Genomic DNA, 290 nt, shown 5'->3' on the forward strand with positions numbered 1-290 from the left:
GCACAGGCTTTGGCGAGTTCCTGTGCCGTCGAAACATCCGCTGTTGTAATTGTCCTTGGAACTCCGGCTTGCGTTTTTCCAAGAATGCGGCAACGCCTTCGGCAAAGTCGGCGCTATGCCCGGCCTCACGCTGGAGGTCGCGTTCCAGTTCCAATTGTTGGTGCAGCGAATTGGTTGCCGCCGCCTGAATTGCGCGCTTGGTCTTGCCCAGGCCTTTCGTCGGCCCTGCTGCCAGCCTGCTTGCGAGGGCGACCGCCTCGTCGAACAATGCGTCGTCATCGCATAACCTC

1 protein-coding gene is annotated in these 290 nt (G+C 60.0%); it reads right to left on the reverse strand.

Going from position 1 to position 290, the window contains the following annotated elements; translation table 11 throughout:
- Nucleotides 1-290: enoyl-CoA hydratase-related protein (locus tag ACZYTC_RS34390; RefSeq protein WP_488991774.1), on the reverse strand; the 290-nt coding region annotated here is incomplete at both ends.

The sequence above is a fragment of the Labrys sp. F242 genome, assembly GCF_057813875.1.